General features: G+C 43.7%; 15 protein-coding genes and 12 tRNA genes. 23 read left to right on the top strand and 4 right to left on the bottom strand.

The window, feature by feature from the left end; genetic code table 11:
- Window positions 1–80: 80 nt before the first annotated feature.
- Both SHAL_RS10105 and SHAL_RS10100 read right to left on the bottom strand, forming a co-directional pair.
- Window positions 81–368 (bottom strand): DUF406 family protein, encoded by a 288-nt coding sequence (locus SHAL_RS10105; protein ID WP_012277036.1) that lies wholly within the window; start codon window positions 366–368, stop codon window positions 81–83.
- Window positions 369–442: 74 nt separating this feature from the next.
- Window positions 443–934: a VC2046/SO_2500 family protein gene (locus SHAL_RS10100; RefSeq protein ID WP_012277035.1), complete on the bottom strand. Its 492-nt coding sequence runs from the start codon at window positions 932–934 to the stop codon at window positions 443–445.
- Window positions 935–1273: 339 nt separating this feature from the next.
- Here SHAL_RS10100 and SHAL_RS10095 point away from each other — a divergent pair.
- The 6 genes from SHAL_RS10095 (at window position 1274) to SHAL_RS10070 (ending at window position 3367) form a co-directional block, all read left to right on the top strand.
- Window positions 1274–1358, top strand: a tRNA-Tyr gene (locus tag SHAL_RS10095).
- A gap of 30 nt (window positions 1359–1388) precedes the next feature.
- Window positions 1389–1473: transfer RNA gene (locus SHAL_RS10090), tRNA-Tyr, on the top strand.
- A gap of 81 nt (window positions 1474–1554) precedes the next feature.
- A tRNA-Tyr gene (locus tag SHAL_RS10085) sits at window positions 1555–1639 on the top strand.
- Between the two features lie 112 nt (window positions 1640–1751).
- Window positions 1752–1836 (top strand) — tRNA-Tyr (locus SHAL_RS10080).
- 110 nt (window positions 1837–1946) lie between these two features.
- Window positions 1947–2031 (top strand) — tRNA-Tyr (locus SHAL_RS10075).
- Window positions 2032–2290: 259 nt separating this feature from the next.
- A complete protein-coding gene (locus SHAL_RS10070; protein WP_012277034.1) occupies window positions 2291–3367 on the top strand; it encodes a PLP-dependent cysteine synthase family protein in 1077 nt (358 codons plus the stop codon).
- A 96-nt stretch (window positions 3368–3463) separates the two neighbouring features.
- Here the strand turns inward: SHAL_RS10070 and queE are convergent, their stop codons facing one another.
- Window positions 3464–4132: a 7-carboxy-7-deazaguanine synthase QueE gene (queE, locus tag SHAL_RS10065; RefSeq protein ID WP_012277033.1), complete on the bottom strand. Its 669-nt coding sequence runs from the start codon at window positions 4130–4132 to the stop codon at window positions 3464–3466.
- Between the two features lie 126 nt (window positions 4133–4258).
- Here queE and queC point away from each other — a divergent pair, with 126 nt between their 5' ends.
- Window positions 4259–4948 carry a 7-cyano-7-deazaguanine synthase QueC gene (queC, locus tag SHAL_RS10060; protein ID WP_012277032.1) on the top strand — a complete coding sequence of 230 codons (690 nt, stop codon included), beginning with the start codon at window positions 4259–4261 and terminating at the stop codon, window positions 4946–4948.
- Window positions 4936–5538: a rhombosortase gene (rrtA, locus tag SHAL_RS10055; protein ID WP_012277031.1), complete on the top strand. Its 603-nt coding sequence runs from the start codon at window positions 4936–4938 to the stop codon at window positions 5536–5538. Before queC ends, rrtA begins: the two co-directional genes overlap by 13 nt.
- A 131-nt stretch (window positions 5539–5669) precedes the next feature.
- Here the strand turns inward: rrtA and uvrB are convergent, their stop codons facing one another.
- On the bottom strand, window positions 5670–7673 hold the full coding sequence (uvrB, locus tag SHAL_RS10050; protein WP_012277030.1) for an excinuclease ABC subunit UvrB: 2004 nt from the start codon (window positions 7671–7673) through the stop codon (window positions 5670–5672).
- 892 nt (window positions 7674–8565) lie between these two features.
- On the opposite strand from uvrB, the gene SHAL_RS10045 reads away from it, so the two are divergent.
- The 15 genes from SHAL_RS10045 (at window position 8566) to nth (ending at window position 18269) form a co-directional block, all read left to right on the top strand.
- Window positions 8566–8641: transfer RNA gene (locus SHAL_RS10045), tRNA-Asn, on the top strand.
- Window positions 8642–8686: 45 nt separating this feature from the next.
- A tRNA-Asn gene (locus tag SHAL_RS10040) sits at window positions 8687–8762 on the top strand.
- A 42-nt stretch (window positions 8763–8804) separates the two neighbouring features.
- A tRNA-Asn gene (locus tag SHAL_RS10035) sits at window positions 8805–8880 on the top strand.
- A gap of 28 nt (window positions 8881–8908) precedes the next feature.
- Window positions 8909–8984, top strand: a tRNA-Asn gene (locus SHAL_RS10030).
- Window positions 8985–9045: 61 nt separating this feature from the next.
- A tRNA-Asn gene (locus SHAL_RS10025) sits at window positions 9046–9121 on the top strand.
- Window positions 9122–9159: 38 nt separating this feature from the next.
- Window positions 9160–9235, top strand: a tRNA-Asn gene (locus SHAL_RS10020).
- 39 nt (window positions 9236–9274) lie between these two features.
- Window positions 9275–9350: transfer RNA gene (locus tag SHAL_RS10015), tRNA-Asn, on the top strand.
- A 153-nt stretch (window positions 9351–9503) separates the two neighbouring features.
- On the top strand, window positions 9504–11420 hold the full coding sequence (locus SHAL_RS10010; RefSeq protein ID WP_012277029.1) for an EAL domain-containing protein: 1917 nt from the start codon (window positions 9504–9506) through the stop codon (window positions 11418–11420).
- A gap of 108 nt (window positions 11421–11528) precedes the next feature.
- Window positions 11529–12107, top strand: coding sequence for an electron transport complex subunit RsxA (gene rsxA, locus SHAL_RS10005; RefSeq protein WP_012277028.1), 579 nt, complete (start codon window positions 11529–11531; stop codon window positions 12105–12107).
- Between the two features lie 2 nt (window positions 12108–12109).
- Complete coding sequence (gene rsxB, locus SHAL_RS10000; RefSeq protein WP_012277027.1) at window positions 12110–12679, top strand: electron transport complex subunit RsxB; 570 nt, start codon at window positions 12110–12112, stop codon at window positions 12677–12679.
- Window positions 12673–15105 carry an electron transport complex subunit RsxC gene (rsxC, locus tag SHAL_RS09995; protein WP_012277026.1) on the top strand — a complete coding sequence of 811 codons (2433 nt, stop codon included), beginning with the start codon at window positions 12673–12675 and terminating at the stop codon, window positions 15103–15105. Before rsxB ends, rsxC begins: the two co-directional genes overlap by 7 nt.
- 3 nt (window positions 15106–15108) lie before the next feature.
- Window positions 15109–16161 carry an electron transport complex subunit RsxD gene (gene rsxD, locus SHAL_RS09990; protein ID WP_012277025.1) on the top strand — a complete coding sequence of 351 codons (1053 nt, stop codon included), beginning with the start codon at window positions 15109–15111 and terminating at the stop codon, window positions 16159–16161.
- Window positions 16162–16179: 18 nt separating this feature from the next.
- Window positions 16180–16815: an electron transport complex subunit RsxG gene (rsxG, locus tag SHAL_RS09985; RefSeq protein ID WP_190273630.1), complete on the top strand. Its 636-nt coding sequence runs from the start codon at window positions 16180–16182 to the stop codon at window positions 16813–16815.
- Window positions 16812–17507, top strand: a complete 696-nt coding sequence (locus SHAL_RS09980; RefSeq protein WP_012277023.1) for an electron transport complex subunit E — start codon at window positions 16812–16814, stop codon at window positions 17505–17507. Before rsxG ends, SHAL_RS09980 begins: the two co-directional genes overlap by 4 nt.
- A gap of 120 nt (window positions 17508–17627) precedes the next feature.
- Window positions 17628–18269, top strand: a complete 642-nt coding sequence (gene nth, locus SHAL_RS09975; RefSeq protein ID WP_012277022.1) for an endonuclease III — start codon at window positions 17628–17630, stop codon at window positions 18267–18269.
- Window positions 18270–18598 lie beyond the last annotated feature (329 nt).

The raw sequence follows: 18598 nt of genomic DNA, 5'->3' as shown, positions 1-18598 counted from the left end.
AATTAAAGCAAAAATTATATTTTTATAGGGTACAAGGCTACACGAGTTAATCTATTTTCAGCAAGCTATTCTAGGCTATTTTATAGACCATTTTCTAACTGAAATATCATTTTTTCTGCACTAAAAGAGAATGTTATGCTAACTTTTGCGTCTTGGCCTTGTAGCTGCTTTTCAAAAGTCACACCTTCAAAACGCTGCTGCGCCTTTTCAATCACTTCGTTTGCCAATTGCTCACAGTTATCACCGCTTAATTCCAGCTCAAGTACCGTATCGTGTTCATCGATAATTGCGCCAACATCGACGAAGCTACCACAGTCATTACAGGTATCATTAACTAAATCTGATTGTGCCTTTTGAATATTTTTCATCTTAATGTGTCTCACAATGGATCATTTGAATGGTTGATTATATATCAGCAATTCAAAATAAAGCAGACTCATCTTCAAGCTTGGGCGATTAATTCACCCATTTGACGCTGCATGACCAATTGATCGACAAAATGGGTGAGTTCCACTTTGGGTGCTACCGACACTTGGCCATAGCGCTGACGAACAGACAGAGCACAGTTAGCCAGCACCTCCTGCATCGCTAACGACTCTTTGCAGCGAATAACCAAAGCCTCTTCATTGAGCGTATTCGCTAAACGAAAAGCCGTGGCGCCGCTTTGTTGGTGGACTAAGCTGTTATCTGTCACCATTATGTCATCATCGAGTTGTCCAATTAACGTCTGTGGCGCCGGAAGCTCGAATTTGATTCGCAAATCATGGCTAAGGTGAGCCGCAGTCTGAAACTGGGCCATATCACGCGCATCTTCCGATAGCATAGAAAGCAATAGACCAAACTCACCCCGTCGGTTAGAACCAACGGCATGGTTGAGTCTCGAACCTAACTGAGATTCATTGATTAATGCACTTTCTAGCTGCGAAATACTCATTTTGAACAAAAATAAACCTACAAAACAACTCGTTGTAAGTTAATCGACCGTTCAAACGAATACTTTAGGTTTTATTTAATGTTTTAAGCTCATAGCTCATACATAAACGTCATTGGCCAGATTTAGTGTAAAGTTAATGTGAGTCAATAGTATGTTTAAGCAGCGCCCGATTGTTCACTCATTGAGATAAGCGCTAATTTCTCGCCATATCGAACAAGAATAAACCGCTAAAACAAGCCGTTGAAAGTTAATTGAACAAACAGTCAAATACTTTGCGGTTATTTCATATTTAAGCTTTACAGCAGAAAAAATTCTGACTACTATTGCCGCCGCAATTGAGGAGGGGTTCCCGAGTGGCCAAAGGGATCAGACTGTAAATCTGACGGCTCAGCCTTCGAAGGTTCGAATCCTTCTCCCTCCACCATTTGCGCACAACTTGTAGAAAGATATTCGTGGAGGGGTTCCCGAGTGGCCAAAGGGATCAGACTGTAAATCTGACGGCTCAGCCTTCGAAGGTTCGAATCCTTCTCCCTCCACCATTTCTATAAGTTGACGTAAGCTGTAAAAATGTAACAAACACAATAGGCCAATATTGTGTGCAAGATGAAGTAAGACAATGTGGAGGGGTTCCCGAGTGGCCAAAGGGATCAGACTGTAAATCTGACGGCTCAGCCTTCGAAGGTTCGAATCCTTCTCCCTCCACCACTTCTTAACTCGCTAACCTTTTTAGGCATTAGCATTTTTGAAGTAGAAAGATGAAGTAAAAGCAATAAACACAATAGGCCAATATTGTGCGTAAGATGAAGTAAGACAATGTGGAGGGGTTCCCGAGTGGCCAAAGGGATCAGACTGTAAATCTGACGGCTCAGCCTTCGAAGGTTCGAATCCTTCTCCCTCCACCACTTCTTAATTCGCTAATTTTTTTGTATTAGCATTTTTGAAGTAGAAAGATGAAGTAAAAGCAATAAACACAATAGGCCAATATTGTGCGTAAGATGAAGTAAGAAAATGTGGAGGGGTTCCCGAGTGGCCAAAGGGATCAGACTGTAAATCTGACGGCTCAGCCTTCGAAGGTTCGAATCCTTCTCCCTCCACCACTTCTTATTCTCAGCTAAATCCCATTCCTACTGCCAAGTCCGTATTAGCTCTGCTCACTCGTTTTCAAAACATTCCAATAAATGTTGATAACTCCCAAACACCTTCTCAATTGTAACTCACGCCAGCTCAACTTTTTACAAACTACTACCAATCAACAGTTTACAGCTAATGAACAAACTATTCTTATACGCTTGTCACTACCAATCTAGCTCACTTTTCTCTATGATTTAGGCTTATTGTTTAATCAGAGGCAAACAAGTGACTAATTCTTGGGTAAATCAAGCAATCGAAAAGATTGAAGCTGACTTTCAACGAAGTGCAGACACTCATTTAATTAAGCTAGAGACTCCAAGCCTAACTGGTATTGATATTTATCTTAAAGATGAAAGTACCCACCCTACTGGAAGTTTAAAGCACCGCCTCGCTCGCTCTTTATTTCTGTATGCGCTTTGTAATGGCTGGATTAAGGAAGGTACCACCGTTATTGAGTCTTCTTCTGGCAGCACTGCAGTATCTGAAGCCTATTTTGCAAGATTACTTGGATTACCATTTATCGCTGTCATGCCAAGCACCACGGCAAAAAAGAAAGTTCAGCAAATTGAGTTTTATGGCGGTCAATGCCATTTTGTCGACCATTCCTGTAAAATTTATGCTGAATCAGAACGCTTAGCACAAGAGTTAGATGGTCACTATATGGATCAGTTTACCTATGCCGAGCGTGCTACAGATTGGCGCGGTAACAACAATATCGCCAACTCTATCTTTAACCAGATGGAAAAAGAGCAACATTCAATCCCTACTTGGATTGTTATGAGCCCTGGTACTGGCGGCACTTCGGCTACGATTGGTCGTTATATTCGCTATCAACGACTGACGACTAAGCTTTGTGTTGTCGATCCTGAAAACTCTGTTTTCTTCGATTATTTCAATACCGGCGATAAGAACGTGACTTGCAGCAATGGCAGTAAGATAGAGGGCATTGGCAGACCTCGCGCCGAACCGTCCTTTATTCCTGGTGTTGTGGATGAGATGCGTAAGATCCCAGATCCCGCCTCTGTCGCAACAATTAATTGGTTAGAGAAGATTATTGGCCGCAAGACGGGCGCCTCTACAGGTACAAACCTGTATGGTGCGTTGCAGTTAGCCAGCGAAATGGCCGCTAGAGGCGAAACAGGCTCGATTGTGACCCTCATTTGCGACTCGGGTGAGCGCTACCTAGACACCTATTACAACGCGGATTGGATTAAAGATAATATCGGCGATCTAACACCTTATACTGAAGCGTTAAGCCAATTTAGCGAGACGAGTGTATTACATTGCCCAAGAGCCAAGTGAGTATAACGATAAGTAACTAGCTCATCAGTAGTGATACAGAAAAGCCCTTGAGATAATTAAATCCAAGGGCTTTTTCATAAAACATTGTCGATTTTGTTAATCGATATCTAAATATTTATGCGTTTGAATCGATAAGCGCCAGTTACGTGCGATACAGGTAGACATTGCCAACTCTGTCGCACGGGCCTTTTGACTAATAGGCTGCAAGCAAACCGTTTTATCGGTTAAGTCGATACCTTCCAACAGCTCATCAAGCTCATCAATGTGATTTTGAGTTGCTATCGGGTGTTTAATCTCATTGGCCCGGTTTAGCGCTTGGGCAAGTACTTTATAACCACCTTTCATATTGACCTTAGGTGATACTGTCACCCAAGTATCTGCGTGACAAAGCACATCAAACGTACCACTGGTTTCAATCTGCGTTTGGTAACCTTGGCTATGAAGATATTGAGTTAACTCTGTCAAATCATATAAACAAGGTTCACCACCTGTGATCACGATATGTTTTGCATTAAAGCCTTTATCTTTAAAGGCATTAACCAATTCTTCAGCGCTAAGCTCCGACCAACGGCCGATAGTACCGTCAACTTGGATCACAAGCTCTTTAGCAACGTGATTTGCCTCTAGCAATTCCCACGTCTGCTTAGTGTCACACCAAGAGCAACCAACAGGGCAGCCCTGAAGTCTAACAAAAACGGCTGGTACTCCCGTAAAAGTCCCCTCACCTTGAATTGTTTCAAATACTTCATTCACTGGATATTTCATTATCTTACCTCTTGGTTAACCGGGGCACTTTATAGAGGATTTTAACGTGAGTCGCAAGTAGTTTAAAAGCATTCACGGCTGCGCTAAACTAATAGCTCTTATTTATTACTAGATTAAAAGTTTATTATGTCAAAAGCCGTTGTAGTTTTTAGTGGTGGTCAAGATTCGACAACCTGTCTCATTCAGGCCCTCCAACAATTTGATGAGGTTCACGGGATCACATTCGATTATGGGCAACGACATAGAGAAGAGATTGAAATAGCAAAAGAGTTAGCCACAAACCTCAAGCTCGCTAGCCACAAAGTAATGGATGTCACCTTGCTCAACGAGTTAGCTATATCCGCACTAACTCGTGATTCAATTCCTGTTTCCAACGAGTTGATGGATAATGGCCTGCCCAACACCTTTGTACCTGGCAGAAATATACTGTTTCTGACTTTAGCTGGCATTTATGCCTACCAGCTGGGTGCCGATACTGTGATAACTGGCGTATGCGAGACTGATTTTTCAGGCTACCCAGATTGCCGCAATGACTTTGTTAAAGCCATGCAAGCCGCTCTTGAACAAGGTATGGATAAAAAACTCACCATTCAGACTCCGCTGATGTGGCTAGACAAGGCCGAGACATGGGCTCTTGCAGACAAGTTTGATAGCTTGGAGCTTGTACGTAATGAAACCTTAACCTGCTATAACGGCATTAAAGGCGACGGTTGCGGTACCTGCCCGGCGTGTCTACTTCGAAAACGCGGTCTTGAAGAGTACCTTGCAGACAAAGAAGCGATACAAGCAAGACTCTCGGCTAAATGCGAAAACTAAAAATGGGGGCCAACAGCCCCTATACATTTGCGCTTATCATTACAATTATTTGCATTAGTCTTTTTTATCTGCAACTCGATTCGCTGCTCGCCTACCAGAGATATTTAATCATCGATGGTGAGTGGTGGAGACTGTTCAGCGGAAATTTATTGCACACTAATGCTTGGCATCTATACATGAACCTCGCGGGTTTTTGGGTGATATTGGCCTTACATGAGCAACATTATCGTGCTAAAGGGCTTGGCTTACTGTTTTTTACCCTATGCCTGATGCAAGGGCTCGGACTGCTAATTTTTTATCCTACATTGATTGGTTATGTGGGTTTGAGCGGCATGCTACATGGTCTATTCGCCTTTGGTGCTGTACTCGATATTCGCCAAGGCTACCGCACAGGTTATCTATTGTTGTTAGGAGTGATCTTAAAAGTCGCCTATGAGCAATACTTTGGTGCAAGCAGCGAGATGACCCAACTAATTAACGCTAGAGTCGCGACAGAGGCTCATTTAGTCGGGCTTATCAGTGGTTTAGTGTGTGTATCGGTTTACCTTGCTTGGCAGCAGCTAAAAAAACAAGCTAAAAAAACAAACTAAATATTACGAGCAAAAGATGCATAAAAAAGGAGAGCTAAGTTTTACTTTGCTCTCCTTTTTAACGTCTTAATAAACTAGGCCTTAACAAGCTATGTGTTAAAAACTACGCCTAAAAACGACTCTTTTAAAAGCTAGGCCTTAATGAATTGCTCTCTTAGACGACCGACTTTGTCACGGATCGCAGCGGCCTCTTCAAATTCAAGATTTTTAGCGTGTTCATGCATCTGCTTTTCTAGCCTATCAATGTCATGGCTAATATCAGCGGGTTTAGCCACATGATATTCCCCCTCTATCTCTGCAACGCCTCGTTCGCTATCCACATATTCATGATCGCCAACATCCATAACATCGGTGATCTTTTTAATCACTCCTTTAGGAATGATGCCATTATCAAGGTTATGCTGATGCTGCATCTCACGACGGCGATTTGTCTCTGTGATCGCCTTGTCCATCGACTTAGTAATACGGTCCCCGTATAAAATCACCTTGCCGTTTACATTACGTGCCGCGCGGCCAATCGTCTGAATAAGCGAACGCTCTGATCGTAAGAAGCCCTCTTTATCTGCATCGAGAATACACACCAAAGACACTTCAGGCATGTCTAAGCCTTCTCGTAGCAAGTTAATGCCGATCAGTACATCAAAGACACCTAATCGTAAGTCTCTAATGATCTCAACACGCTCAACTGTGTCGATGTCTGAATGCAAGTACCTGACCTTTACGCCGTGCTCATCGAGGTATTCGGTCAAATCCTCTGACATTCGCTTAGTTAAGGTCGTCACCAGTACGCGCTCATTCACAGCCACACGTTTGCCAATCTCTGATAACAGATCGTCCACCTGAGTACTCACAGGCCTGACTTCAATCTCGGGATCAAGTAAGCCCGTTGGCCTAACGACCTGCTCGGCTATTTCACCATCTGACTTCTCGATCTCATAAGCGCTAGGAGTCGCAGAAACAAAAATGCTTTGGGGCATTAACGCTTCGAACTCCTCGAATTTCAATGGGCGGTTATCAAGCGCTGACGGCAAACGAAAACCGTACTCAACCAAGTTCATCTTGCGCGAGCGATCGCCTTTATACATGGCGCCAATTTGCGGTACCGTCACATGGGACTCATCGATGATAAGTAAACCATCTTCAGGCAGATAATCTAACAAGGTTGGGGGGCCATCGCCAGAAGCTCGCCCCGACAGGTATCGGGAATAGTTCTCAATACCTGAACAATAGCCAAGCTCTGTCATCATCTCGAGATCATACTGAACCCGCTCTGTAATACGTTGCTCTTCGATGAGCTTATTCAAATCGAGGAGCTGTTTTTTACGCTCTCTTAATTCTTCTTTAATCTCTTCTGTCGCCGCTAAAATGGACTCACGAGGCGTCACATAATGGCTCTTAGGATAAACCGTAATTCGAGCTATTCGCTTTACAATGTGACCCGTTAACGGGTCAAACAGGCTCAAACGTTCTATCTCGTCATCAAAAAGCTCGATTCTGATGGCATTTTTGTCTGAATCTGCCGGAAATATGTCGATGACTTCGCCGCGAACTCGATAGGTGCCGCGCTGGAGCTCAATATCATTACGGGTGTATTGCAGCTCACTCAGGCGTTTTAAGATATCGCGCTGCTCCATATTGCCACCTTCTCGAAGGTGTAACAGCATCTTCATATACGCTTTTGGATCGCCCAAGCCGTAAATAGCGGAAACAGAGGCGATAAGTACAACGTCTTTTCGTTCTAACAGTGCTTTCGTCGCAGAGAGTCGCATCTGCTCAATGTGTGCATTAACCGATGCATCTTTTTCAATGAATGTGCCTGTTGAAGGAACGTAAGCCTCAGGCTGATAATAGTCATAGTAAGAAACAAAATACTCAACAGCATTATGAGGAAAGAATTCTTTCATCTCTCCATAAAGCTGTGCAGCAAGGGTCTTATTGGGTGCCATGATAATCGTTGGGCGCGACATTTTTTCGATAACGTTGGCAATCGTAAAGGTTTTACCTGAGCCCGTAACACCTAGTAATGTTTGGCAAGCAACGCCTGACTCTAACCCATCCACAAGCTTATTAATCGCTGTGGGCTGATCGCCTGCAGGCTTATACATAGACTCTAATTGAAATACAGATTTTGACACTCAGATACTTCCCTCGAAAAATGAGCAATTATTTTACCCTAATTCGGCTATTAACTGCTTAACTTTCTAGACTAGTTTTTGTTCGACTCCATTTTTGATACAAAATAGAGTTCAGACGACACTCAAGTTAATCCTGTCAAAACCTGTTCGCAAAGCTGAGCTGAAAGTATTTTATCGCAAGCCTTAGTTAATCAGTCCCCTTCCATAGCCACATTTCTCTGGGCTAAGTCACTAATAACTTGCTCTACGTGGAATATAGTGAAATGAAATTTTGTTACGTCGGCAAAATGCGTCCCCAAGGGCTAACGCTTGCGTCAACACCAGTAGAATTGGCACTTTAATTCACAAGTTTGCCCCACAACAGGGTTACAACTAAGTAACATTTTCAAAGCCAGATCAAACTAACTGTTGCTTTTTTCATCACATTGTTTTTATTAGTTAAAAAAAACGTTCTCTAAATTAGCTCATTTTAACCTCAACGCCCTATCCATAGGCATTTGCCGTTGATTTTTGCACTTAACCCACAGGCTTATCCACAGATTTAGTGGATAACTCTCGCAACACTAGTCACTATGGGGGTTTAAGCTCTCGGTGAGAGTTGAGCAAGGTAAAGCGAAGTGCTGTAAGTTTCCTACATTTGTAATTTCTTGCCTGTTGATTATCCCAATTTGAATGTCTGCCCCCACAATCAGTCAATCGAAAACCACGATTAACTCATAGACTTGCATTCTGGCTGGTCATATTTTAACAAAAATGCTGTATTGATCGTCATAATGCACATTAGGTGAGCGCTTAAGCGTATAATTTCACTTTTTTTCCCTTGTCGAGTTGACTCAATTGTAAGAGCGATTTAATATGCGCTCCGTCTTCAACGAGACGTAACTTAAACGCTTCCCCTGTAGTTCAGTTGGTAGAACGGCGGACTGTTAATCCGTATGTCACTGGTTCGAGTCCAGTCTGGGGAGCCAAGTTAAGTTAAATTAGATAATTATCTAATTGAAATAAAAAGTAATTCCCCTGTAGTTCAGTTGGTAGAACGGCGGACTGTTAATCCGTATGTCACTGGTTCGAGTCCAGTCTGGGGAGCCACTTTTTATAGAAATAGAGTATTATCAAACTAAAAATAGCAATTCCCCTGTAGTTCAGTTGGTAGAACGGCGGACTGTTAATCCGTATGTCACTGGTTCGAGTCCAGTCTGGGGAGCCATTTTTAGTGTTAATAAAAGTATTGCGATTCCCCTGTAGTTCAGTTGGTAGAACGGCGGACTGTTAATCCGTATGTCACTGGTTCGAGTCCAGTCTGGGGAGCCACTTTTATTAAATAAAGTACAAATTAAAGTACAAATTAAAGTACAAATTAAAGTAATTCGATTCCCCTGTAGTTCAGTTGGTAGAACGGCGGACTGTTAATCCGTATGTCACTGGTTCGAGTCCAGTCTGGGGAGCCACTTATTATTAAATGAAGTACAAATTAAAGTAATTCGATTCCCCTGTAGTTCAGTTGGTAGAACGGCGGACTGTTAATCCGTATGTCACTGGTTCGAGTCCAGTCTGGGGAGCCACTTTAATAAAGTTCTAATGTTTGAAAGGTTTTTTTCGATTCCCCTGTAGTTCAGTTGGTAGAACGGCGGACTGTTAATCCGTATGTCACTGGTTCGAGTCCAGTCTGGGGAGCCAACCTTTTAATAACACACCTCACCTGCTTATAATTTCAATACTGTTTCAAGTAAAAATCCACTGCAATTCAAGAATAAACCTGTTTATAATACATCCAATTAAACCAGCGTAACTCAATATTACGAGTTATTGACCGCGTCGAACGGACTCTTTATGACAACCTCTAAACTTTTCCAGTTGTTTTTATTTTTACTTTTTTCAGGGCTTACTTTTTTAAGTTACCAACATGAAAGACAAAGTTTAATAGCCCAGGCTGACATAACGCTCAATCAATACGCCAGTCACATTAAGCAACACAAACAATGGCAAGGCAGTGGTGAAGCTCTCTATAACACGCTCAAACAAGATTATAACTTTCAATTCTTCCAATACATCGATAAATCGGATAGCAGTAATAATTTCACCAAGGGGCTACTCGTCCCTAAAGATAAAGCTGACCTAACTGAACTATTCACCCTAGAATCTCCTCACACTCAAGCTTTAGATGCCGGGCGACTACAAGTCAAACTGTCTAACGTACTCGCTATAGATCACACTGTCGCTCAATTTAAAAATCACCTAATGATTATTTGGACTACTTTTCTCTTAATTAGTCTCACTCACTTACTGTTATCCATGAGACAACGCAAAAGCATTCATTATATTTCAGTGTACATTGAAAACTTAGCCAACCTCTCTTTCGACGCAATTGAACAGTCCCGCATTAAAGGCGAATATAAAGGCATAGGATTGATGCTTGAGAAAAGTAAACAGCGTTTAAAAGCTAAGATAGATGAGTTTGACGCTGCCCATGAAAAACTGAGCAAAACTGCGTTTCAAGATCCGATAACAGGTTTTGCTACTCGAGCTCTGTTTACAGAAAAGCTCGATGAAATTGGTAAAATCGAACGAAAAGAGCAAGGCATTTTAGTGGTCATTAGAGCCACAGAGCTAACCACGATTAATCAGATGCACGGAAGAAAGGCCGGTGATGATTACCTTGCACGTATTGCTCACGAGATTAGACGCGCATTTAATGATAAGCCTCATGCCCTGTGTTATAGGATCTCTACAGCCGATTTCGCCATCGTTATTGCCGAGCTAAGTATCAAACAAGCCGTAACAATTGCCGAAGGGATCAAGACGGCATTTATCGTGTATCAACAACAAGTTGGCACTGCATCGATTGCTCATATTGGCCTAGTGCCCTACCTTCAAGATAGTGATCCTGTCTCTTTAATGACCCTATCGGATACCGCAGTCAGTATCGCACAAACCCTAGGGCCCAACAGTTATCATGTTCAGGAAAAACTAACGGGAGGAGAACTTTTTGGAGAGAGTCGTTGGAAAGTCGCAATTAACGACCTGTTACGACGTAAAGCGATAAAATTTTATGTACAAGCTATACGTCCTTGCCGAAACGATGTTGAATCCTACCGAGAGTTGCTGTCTCGCTTTTATAATAGCCAAGGCAAATTATTACCAACGACCACAGTTATTGCCATGGCAGAGCGTCATGGCATGAGCGAAGAAATAGACAAACTCGTCGTGCTTAACACGATGCGTATACTGCTTGATTACCCTAACCTAAGCGGACTTATCGGGATCAATATTAGCCCTGCATCTGCCACCAATAAAGCTTTTGTCGCTTGGCTGAAAAATATCTTAACTAGACAGAGGCAAATTGCTGCACGATTAGTTTTTGAGGTCAATGAATCAGGAATGCAAACAAATCTGAGTGCGACTTATCACTTTATAAATGAACTACATAGTGTTGGCTCACGTATATCGATTGAGCGTTTTGGATTGGGGTTTACCTCGTTTAAATTTTTTAAAGAGGTTCGACCTGACTTTATCAAACTAGATCATAGTTATACCCAAGGGATCAGCCAAGACCCACATAATAAATTCTTTGTAAAAATGATTATCGATATCGCCAGAAAGCTCAGCATTCGAGTGATAGCAACTGGTGTAGAGAAACAAGAAGACCAACTGATTATGGAGCAACTGCTTGTCGATGGGTTACAGGGCTACTATATCGCGCAACCAACCCCCTTTATGCAAGAAGATAAATTGAAAAGTCTGGCCTGAAATTGCTCACTTATAAGGCAAACTTTTTATCCATGCTTTCTATGTGTTGTTAATACCTAAGGAAAAGCTGATAATAGCCTTAATTCTGTCTAAAAAAATTGAATCGAGATGAGTGAATATCTCCTGTTATTGATTGGCACAGTGCTAGTCAATAATTTCGTATTAGTAAAATTTCTTGGTCTATGCCCATTTATGGGGGTGTCTAGTAAGCTTGAGTCTGCCATTGGAATGTCGATGGCCACGACTTTTGTCCTAACTTTAGCCTCAATTCTTAGTTACTTAGTCAATCAGTATCTTTTACTGCCGTTTGACTTAGGCTATCTGCGCACGATGAGCTTTATTTTAGTGATTGCTGTTGTGGTACAGTTCACCGAAATGTTGGTTCAAAAAACCAGTGCTTCTTTGCATCGAGCGTTAGGCATTTACTTACCGCTAATCACTACTAACTGCGCCGTCTTAGGTGTTGCTCTGCTTAATATCAATGAAAAACATGGGTTTATTGAGTCTGCCATTTTTGGATTCGGTGCTGCCGTGGGCTTTTCACTGGTTCTGGTTCTTTTCTCTGCAATGAGAGAGCGCCTCGCCGCAGCCGATGTGCCCACACCTTTCAAGGGTGGCGCAATTGCAATGGTTACAGCAGGACTTATGTCCCTAGCCTTTATGGGATTCACAGGATTGGTTAAATAAACATGTCAGGTATTGTCATCGCTATTGTTGTACTAACAATACTCGCGCTAGTCTTTGGTATTTTACTGGGATTTGCCGCAGAAAAATTTAAAGTTGAAGGTAACCCACTCACAGACCAAGTTGAAGCATTATTGCCACAAACACAATGTGGTCAATGTGGTTACCCCGGCTGTCGCCCTTATGCCGAAGCCATCGCCAATGGCGACAAGATCAATAAGTGCCCACCAGGTGGTACGGCCACCATGGAGAAACTCGCCGATCTGATGGGAGTCGATCCTGAACCTCTCAATGCAACCGATGAAGTGCAAGTAAAGAAAGTCGCCTTCATTCGTGAAGATGAGTGTATCGGCTGTACCAAGTGTATCCAAGCCTGCCCTGTCGATGCCATTCTGGGCTCTGGTAAGTTAATGCACACCGTCATTACTGACTATTGTACCGGTTGCGATCTGTGCGTTGCGCCTTGCCCAGTCGATTGTATTGATATGCTACCCGTAGCACAAACCACCAAGACTTGGGATTGGCAGCTTAATGCCATCCCCGTAAAACAGTTGCAAGAGGATAAGCCGTGTTAACTTTATTAGAGCAAATTGATAAAGGAACGCTTTGGCGCTCACATGGTGGCGTTCACCCTCCTGAATTAAAAGCATTATCTAACAAGAGCCGAATTGGACAACTGCCACTGGCAAGCCAATACATTTTGCCACTGACACAAGTTGGTGACAGTGCGCTGCTCACGGTTAAAGTAGGCGATCGCGTCCTAAAAGGTCAAAGCCTGACTAAGGGAACAAGTTTCGCTTACAGTCCAGTACATGCGCCGACGTCAGGTTTTATCACCCAGATTCAACCGATGCCAAGCAACCATGCATCAGGCATTGCGGTACTGAGTTGTGTTATCGAGCCAGACGGTCTAGATGCATCGGTAGAACTTATCTCTTCCGAAGTTGGCACTTTGAGCAATCAGGATATTTTAGCCAAAATTCAACAAGCTGGTATCGCAGGACTAGGTGGAGCCGCTTTTCCAACCCACATCAAGCTTAGCCCCGCCAGTGATATCGAGCTGGTTATTATCAACGGTATCGAGTGCGAACCCTATATCACCTCAGACGATCGCCTGATGCGTGAGCATAGCGATGAGATCCTTTCGGGCATTGCAATTATCCAGAAGCTGCTCAAGCCAAAGCGGATCATTATCGCCATCGAAGATAACAAACCCGAAGCGATTGAGGCCATGCAACATGCGCTTAATCGCAGCGAGTTAGCAACAGATAGCGCCAGGATCACTGCTGTTCCCACCAAGTACCCATCGGGTGGTGAGAAACAGTTAATTCAGATCTTAACTGGACAAGAGGTGCCATCGGGCTCCATTCCTGCTCAACTTGGCATGTTAGTGCAAAACGTCGGTACGGCTTACGCTATTCATGATGCTGTCATTAATGGCCATGCACTAACTAGCCGAGTGGTAACCGTAACGGGTCTAAACAGTCAAACGCCGGGTAACTATTGGATGCCAGTCGGTACGCCAATAAAGCACATTCTCAACACGCTTGGTTTTAGTGGTGACTTAGCTAACGACAAAGTCATTATTGGTGGCCCAATGATGGGGTATGCATTACCTAACGTACAGGCTCCTGTTTTGAAGGGAACCAACTGCATACTCCTTCCAAGTAATGAAGAGATAGCTGATGACACGGTAGAGAAACCCTGTATTCGCTGTGGAGAGTGCGCAGTTGCCTGCCCTGCTCTTTTATTACCACAGCAACTGTTTTGGCATGCAAAAGCCGAGGAGTACGATAAGGCTGCTAGCTTTAACCTACACGATTGCATCGAATGTGGTTGCTGTAGTTTCGTATGTCCAAGCGATATCCCACTGGTCGAGTATTACCGTATCGCTAAATCGGCTATACGCACTCAAACCGAAGAAAAGAAACAAGCCGACTTTGCTAAACAGCGTTTTGAAGCAAGACTACAGCGCTTAGAAGAAGAAAAACTGGCGCGTGAGGCCAAAGCCAAAGAAGCGGCTGAGCGACGTAAGACGACGATGTCTAGCGGCGATCGAGACGCTGTGGCTGAAGCGATGGCGCGTATCAAGGCTAAGAAAGCTGCCGAAAGCCAGCAAGCTGAGACAACAGCAACTGCAGACGATAAGAAATCACAAGTTGCAGCAGCGATTGCCCGAGCTAAAGCTAAGAAAAGCAATACAAGCACTCCGGTTGATACCGCTTCAACAACTGACGCGCAACCCGCTACTGATAAGAAGGCTCAAGTAGCCGCTGCGATTGCCCGTGCTAAAGCGAAGAAGACGGCGCAAGCAGGTTCGACTGAGGCCGATGCTAAAGTGGAATTAAATGCTGCAGCTGCCGATACTCCCGTTTCCGATAAAAAAGCCCAAATTGCCGCGGCTATTGCCCGTGCTAAAGCGAAGAAAGCGGCGCAAGCTGGCTCGCATGAGGCCGATGCTAAAGCGGAGATTAATCCTGCAGCTGCCGATACCACTGTCACTGACAAGAAAGCACAAGTCGCGGCAGCAATTGCGCGCGCGAAAGCCAAGAAGGCATCACTAGCAGCCAAAAACGATGACGCAGTACTGCAGCTTAACGGCGAGGTTGACACAGCCACGGATGTTAGCGAGAAAACCGACTCTGATACCTCTGTAATCGAGGCTTCTATCACGGGCTCGGCTGATGAAGCAAAAAAAGCCCGCATCGCCGCTGCAGTTGCTAAAGCCAAGGCTAAAAAGCAGTCTCAAGGCGCTGAGCTTCAACCTAGTCAAACCGCTCATACGGAAACCACAGATGCTCAAAACGCGGATACTGAAACCACAGATGCTCAAACCTTTAACACTGATACTTCAGTAACTGAGTCGGTCGAGCCAGAGCTTGCTGAGACAATGCCTACCGAAACCCTGTCAGCTGAAGATGCTAAAAAAGCCCGCATCGCTGCTGCAGTCGCCAAGGCAAAAGCAAAAAAAGCTCAAGCACAATTGCAGGAAAAGGAATAAACCATGGCGTTTAAGTTAGCCTCATCACCTCATTTAAAGGTGCAACTACAAACCCAAACCGTCATGCGCCGAGTGATTTTATGTGCATTACCTGGTATTGCGACCCAATGCTATTTCTTTGGTTGGGGCGTATTAATCCAAGTCACGTTGGCAATCATCGTCGCACTCGCTGCCGAATCTGCAGTTTTAGCGCTGCGTAAAAGAGCCATATTACCGACAATCAGTGATAATAGTGCAGTATTAACCGCTGTATTAATTGGTGTTGCAATTCCACCTATTGCACCTTGGTGGTTAGTTGTTATCGGCACTTTGTTTGCGATTGTTCTTGTTAAACAGCTCTATGGTGGCCTTGGGCAAAATATTTTCAACCCAGCCATGGCAGCCTACGTTATGCTGCTTATCTCGTTTCCAGTACAGATGACAAGTTGGTCCATCCCAACGGCTATTGCCCAAAATCCAATGGATATTGGCTTAACGCTACAGGCCATTTTCGGCTCGATGACAGCTGAGCAGTTAAATCTGTATAAACTCGGCTTTGACGGTATCGCGATGGCGACACCACTGGATACAGCAAAAACAGATCTAGCGCTAGGTTTAACCATGACCGAAAGCTTAGGGAAATCAATATTCTCTAACGGCTTTGGGGTCGGTTGGTTCTGGGTCAATATGGCCTATCTGGCTGGCGGTTTAGTGATGCTAAAACTAAAAGTCATCCGTTGGCACATCAGTGCGGCTATTTTAGGCTCACTCTTTATCTGTAGCAGTTTTGGTTACCTGTTAAGTCCCGACACTCATGTTGGTCCATTGATGCAGCTGTTTTCTGGTGCGACCATGATTGCGGCATTTTTTATTGCAACCGATCCTGTCACTGCAGCGACAAGTGTTCGTGGCCGACTCATTTTCGGTGCGATTATTGGCGTGCTTGTCTATGTTATTCGAACCTTTGGCGGCTACCCAGATGCTTTTGCTTTTGCCGTGCTACTGGCTAACCTTTGTGCGCCGTTTATTGACTACTATGTCAAGCCTCGCACCTATGGACACCGTACTGGCAACTGAGTATAAAGAGAGTTTACTTTGAAAAAATCTATGTTAAAGAATGGTTTGTTACTCGGTCTATTTGCACTTTTATGTACTGGACTTGTGGCTGTAGTAAACACATTTACCTTTGAAAAAATCAAGCAGCAGGAAAAAATTGAACTTGCACGTGTATTGCACCAAATAGTTCCAGATGAGATCCACGATAATGAGTTAACTGCGCATTGCATTTTGCTACACTCGGTTGAATTTTTAGGGTCAAACGATGCCCTGCCCGCCTATATCGCGACTAAAAATGATAAAGGTGTCGCGATCGCGATTGAAGCCATCGCCCCCGATGGCTATAACGGTAATATTCGAATCATTATCGGCATTAGTGATACAGGAGAAGTACTAGGTGTACGTACACTCGCCCACCAAGAAACACCTGGGCTTGGTGACAAAATTGAGCTTAAAAAGTCTGACTGGGTACGTTCATTCGATGGGCTGTTTTTACTATCAGATAAAGACAAGCGCTGGAACGTTAAAAAAGATGGCGGTGACATCGACCAATTTACTGGTGCAACGATAACGCCACGGGCATATGTAAAAGCAGTGAAAAATGCCGTTAGCTTTTTTAATGCTAACAAGGCACAACTGTTATCGACACCTGCCAATTGCGAGGTTGCAAAATGAGTGATTATAAAGAGCTAGCCAAACAAGGTCTTTGGAAAAATAACCCCGGACTTGTACAGCTTCTAGGGCTGTGCCCTCTGCTTGCGGTTACCGCAACCTTAACCAACGCCTTAGGTCTAGGCCTCGCGACCATGTTGGTATTGATTGGCTCCAACATCTTGGTGTCACTCGTTCGTGACTTTGTACCTAAAGAGATCCGTATCCCGGTGTTTGTGATGATCATCGCTGCGCTTGTGACAACGGTACAGCTACTTATCAACGCTTACGCTTATGGACTATACCTATCGCTTGGTATTTTCTTACCACTTATCGTCACAAACTGTGTGATAATCGGTCGTGCTGAGGCTTTTGCGTCTCGCAATAATGTGACCAAATCAGCCTTTGACGGGCTGATGATGGGCTTAGGTTTTACATTAGTTTTATCAATTTTAGGCGCAACGAGAGAAATATTAGGTCAAGGCACATTATTTTATGGCGCTGAACAGCTACTCGGTGAATGGGCTAAGTCATTAACCATTCAACTCTGGCAAGTTGATACTAATTTCTTGTTAGCCATGCTACCACCAGGCGCCTTTATTGGTATGGGTCTGCTGATTGCGCTTAAGAATGTCATTGATCAACACTTGGCATCTAAGCAACCTAAAACAGAGCAAGAAGCCCCTACTAGAGCTCGGATCACCAAAGTTAATTAGCCCTTGATATAACGTGTATTGATATAATAAGCGGCGTTATAAAACTAGCGTGAGCTAGTAGATAGTAACGACGACACTGACAAATGAGACAATAACAACAATTAGTACGGATAATGGACAATGAACGCTGAAAAACGCCGCTTAATTCTGGAAAGGTTGAGAGAAAACAATCCTCATCCAGAAACTGAACTCAACTTCTCGAGCCCATTTGAGCTGCTGGTTGCAGTAACATTATCCGCGCAGGCAACTGATGTCAGTGTCAATAAGGCGACCGATAAACTCTTTCCGGTCGCCAACACGGCACAAGCGATTGCAGCCTTAGGTGTTGAAGGTTTAAAGCCTTATATCAAGACCATTGGCCTGTATAACAACAAGGCCATAAATGTAGTCAAAGCCTGTGAGATCTTAGTCGAAAAATATAACGGCGAAGTGCCTGAAGACAGAGAGGCGCTTGAGTCGCTTCCTGGAGTTGGCAGAAAAACGGCAAACGTGGTACTCAATACTGCTTTTGGTTGGCCTACCATCGCTGTAGACACCCATATTGATAGGGTTTGTAATCGAACTAAGTTTGCTATCGGTAAGAATGTCGTTGAAGTGGAAAAGAAGCTGTTAAAGGTGGTTCCTGCTGAGTTTAAGGTCGATGTGCATCACTGGCTTATCTTGCATGGTCGTTATACCTGTATCGCGCGAAAACCTCGCTGCGGGAGTTGTATCATCGAAGATCTATGTGAATTCAAGGATAAAATCTACCCTGAGGAGTAACCCGCTTAGCTTAAACAAATCTAGGCTGACGCAGAGTAACATTAGCGGTTCTAGACTGAGCTAGAGTGAGAGTGAGATAGAGTGACAAACACAAAAAAGCCGCTATTAGCGGCTTTTTGCTATCCCTATGCTTATACCAATTGGTATTAGTACATACAGATGAAGAAAACAGTTAAAAACGCAGCAATTATTGCAGTAAGACCCAGTGACATTTTCAGTTCGGTTTGCATAGTGTTCTCCTTAAAATACTGAGCTAATAGTATAAGAAAAGTGCGACTTTCTCAGACAAATTTAAACATTTTGTGATCCATGCTGGACTAAATAAATTG

It is taken from the genome of Shewanella halifaxensis HAW-EB4, from assembly GCF_000019185.1.
GTDB classification, from domain to species: Bacteria; Pseudomonadota; Gammaproteobacteria; order Enterobacterales; family Shewanellaceae; genus Shewanella; species Shewanella halifaxensis.
This window is presented reverse-complemented; position numbering and strand designations above follow the sequence as displayed.

Bases quoted from the DNA above. Each gene is read 5' to 3' on its own strand.
- SHAL_RS10100 (WP_012277035.1), bottom strand. From the start codon at position 934: ATGAGTATTTCGCAGCTAGAAAGTGCATTAATCAATGAATCTCAGTTA.
- rsxD (WP_012277025.1), top strand. From the start codon at position 15,109: ATGGCGTTTAAGTTAGCCTCATCACCTCATTTAAAGGTGCAACTACAA.
- rrtA (WP_012277031.1), top strand. From the start codon at position 4,936: ATGCGAAAACTAAAAATGGGGGCCAACAGCCCCTATACATTTGCGCTT.
- rsxB (WP_012277027.1), top strand. From the start codon at position 12,110: ATGTCAGGTATTGTCATCGCTATTGTTGTACTAACAATACTCGCGCTA.
- SHAL_RS09980 (WP_012277023.1), top strand. From the start codon at position 16,812: ATGAGTGATTATAAAGAGCTAGCCAAACAAGGTCTTTGGAAAAATAAC.
- queC (WP_012277032.1), top strand. From the start codon at position 4,259: ATGTCAAAAGCCGTTGTAGTTTTTAGTGGTGGTCAAGATTCGACAACC.
- nth (WP_012277022.1), top strand. From the start codon at position 17,628: ATGAACGCTGAAAAACGCCGCTTAATTCTGGAAAGGTTGAGAGAAAAC.
- SHAL_RS10010 (WP_012277029.1), top strand. From the start codon at position 9,504: ATGACAACCTCTAAACTTTTCCAGTTGTTTTTATTTTTACTTTTTTCA.
- queE (WP_012277033.1), bottom strand. From the start codon at position 4,132: ATGAAATATCCAGTGAATGAAGTATTTGAAACAATTCAAGGTGAGGGG.
- SHAL_RS10105 (WP_012277036.1), bottom strand. From the start codon at position 368: ATGAAAAATATTCAAAAGGCACAATCAGATTTAGTTAATGATACCTGT.
- rsxA (WP_012277028.1), top strand. From the start codon at position 11,529: ATGAGTGAATATCTCCTGTTATTGATTGGCACAGTGCTAGTCAATAAT.